2 pseudogenes are annotated in these 2812 nt (G+C 62.9%); both read left to right on the forward strand.

The annotated features are described in order from the left end of the window. Positions 1-335, forward strand: a pseudogene (locus FNJ47_RS45435) (autotransporter strand-loop-strand O-heptosyltransferase); the annotation flags it as partial. A gap of 81 nt (positions 336-416) precedes the next feature. Next, positions 417-2812: pseudogene (locus FNJ47_RS45440) on the forward strand (AIDA repeat-containing protein); the annotation flags it as partial.

Raw genomic sequence — 2812 nt, forward strand, 5'->3', positions numbered from 1 at the left:
AGCGGTTTCGCTACCTGAAGCACGCTGACTTCTTCATCGGCCTGTCGAGCGGCCTGTCGTGGCTTGCATGGGCCTCGGGGACGCCGGTCGTGATGATCAGCGGGTTCACCCATCCGACCAACGAATTCGAAACGCCCTACCGCATTGTCAATTTTCACGCGTGCAACAGTTGCTGGAACGATCCGCGGGAGCGTTTCGACCACAAGGATTTTCTGTGGTGTCCGCGGCATGCAAATTCACCGCGACAATTTGAATGCACGCGGCTGATTACCGCCGATCACGTCAAGCAGATTATTCACCGCATACCGGGATTTCCGGTCGGCGGCAAAATGTAGCGCGTAAAGGACGTCGACGCCGACAGGCAATCGATGCCCGAAACGGGCAAATGAATTTCATTCTGGCCTGGAGGCAGAGCCATGCAGACGATTTCCAGCGGCGTGACCGTTACTGTGTCTTCTGGCACTGAATCCGGCGATACCGTCCTGAATGGCGGCACGCTGATCATTGAGACCGGCGCCAGCGCCGTTGGCACGCAATTGAGCGGCGGCTCCGAGGTGATTTCGAGCGGTAGTGTCGACAGCGGCGCCGCGATTATCTCCGGTGGCAGCCAGAATATCTCGAGCGGCGGTCTCAGCGTCTCGGCCGCGGTGTATGCAGGCGGCATGCTCAACGTTTACTCGGGCGGTGCGGCGTCGTTCCTCACCGTGTCGTCGGGCGGCACGCTGAACGTTGCCGGAACCGTGACAAGCCACGTCGAGGTCTTTTCGAGCGGCCTTGTTGTGATCGCTTCCGGCGGCATCGAGACGGGCACTCCCGGCAGCGACGAGACGATCGTGTCGGGTGGCACGGTCAGCGTGACCTCGGGCGGTCAGCTGTCCTACTTCACGGTCAGGAGTGGCGGCCTTGTCACCGCCGACTTTGGCGCGACGATCCACGACTTCGGCGTCAGCAGTGGCGGCATCCTTAATCTCGCGGGTTCTCAGACCAGCAACTCGGAGGTCTTCTCCGGTGGCACGGAGAATGTTACTTCCGGAGGCAACGCGCAGAGCTTCGATGTGTCGGGCGGCACGCTGAACGTGCTTTCTGGCGGCAATGCGCAGTCCTTTACGGTGTCGGGAGGCTCGCTCAATGTCCTCTCCGGAGGCCTGTCCGAGTTCTTCACCTTGTCGTCCGGGGCCGCGGCCGGCATCGCAGCCGGCGCCACCGTTCACGACTTTACCGTATCGAGCGGAGCAACGCTCAACCTTCTGGGTACGGTGACGAGCTCCGTGTTCATTGCGGGCGGCGCTACATTGAACGTTTCCGGCGGTGGTGCCATCAACGGATCATCGGATTCGGCCGGCCTGCCAACGGTCAATGTCGTCGGCACAGTGAATGCATCCGCGGGTGCCTCCGTCAACCACGTTGCTGTCGACAGCAGCGGTGCGCTGAATTTGCAAGCCGGCGCCTCCGCCCATGACATCAATGTGAATGCCGGTGGCCAATTCAATCTCGCGGGAAGCACGACCAGCAACATCAATATCCACGATCGCGGCCTGGAAACCGTTTCGTCAGGAGGTGTCGCGAACGGTACCAATGTTTCCGGCGGCGGTGAGCTCGATGTCCTTTCCGGCGGATCGGCAAACGTCACGATTGTCAATGGTGGTCTGCTGAAGCTGTTCTCAGGCGGGTCCCTCAGCGGCGTTTCGGTCACCAATTTCGGCGCCGTAGAACTGGTCAGCGGAGCGTCCGTTTCGCAACTTTCCAACACCACTTTCGGTAGCGGCACCAACCTTGAGGTGGGGCCTGGCGCTGTCGTGAGCGGCTATTCGGTAGGTACTGGCCTGATCCTCGACGTTCTGTCGGGTGGCTTGACCTCCGCCATCACCGTCGCCGCGAATGGGATGGAGAGCGTGTTCGCAGGCGGCACGGCCTTGGGCACCACTGTTGGCAATGCCGGCGTCATGCAACTCGGCTACCAGCCGTTCCAGGGATCGGGTGGTTCGGCCGGTGGTACCGCAAGCAACACGACCGTGTCGGGCGGTCAGCTCGATGTAAACTCCGGTGGCCTCGCGGTGTCCACCACGATTGCCGGCAACGGCGGCGCGCAAGTCACCTCGGGCGGTGCAGTATCCGCAACGACGATCTCCAACTCCGGCGGGATGACCATGCTGAGCGGCGGCACGGCGGCCAGCACGACGGTGCTGAGCGGCGGCTACTTCCAACTCGGCGCAGGCGGTAGTCCGGGTTCAGCCGGCGGCAACGCGACGGGCACTATCCTGTCTGGCGGATTCGAGGCCGTCTTCAGTGGTGGCGTCGATTCCGGCGCCACGATCCTCTCGGGTGGCAACCAGACGGTTTCCGCTGGTGGCGTCACCACTGGCGCCGGTGTTTCAAGCGGCGGCATCCTGAATATTCTCTCCGGCGGCAATGCGGCCGTTGAGGCGGTCTTCAGCGGCGGTGCCATGAATGTTTCCGCCGGCGCAACGGCGCACGACATCGCCCTGTCGGGTGGCACGCTGAACCTTGGCGGCACCGTCACCAGCAACGTCTTCATTTCCAGCGGCGGCATCGAAAACGTCCTGGTGGGAGGATTGGTCTCGGCATCCTCCAACGGTGTCGGGACCACCGTCTCCGCGGGCGGCACGCTCAACGTGATGGGGACCACGTCCAATACGGTCGTGGTGTCCAGCGGCGGCATCGAGAACGTCTCGTCCGGCGGCGTCATCCAGGGCACCATCAGCGGCACGGCCGGCACGGGAACGTTCGTTGCAGCCGGCGGAACGCTCAACGTGCTGGCCGGCGGTTCGGCCAGCATGATCAACGTGTCCGG

The sequence above is a fragment of the Bradyrhizobium uaiense genome (assembly GCF_010811875.1).
In the GTDB taxonomy this organism is placed as follows: domain Bacteria; phylum Pseudomonadota; class Alphaproteobacteria; order Rhizobiales; family Xanthobacteraceae; genus Bradyrhizobium; species Bradyrhizobium uaiense.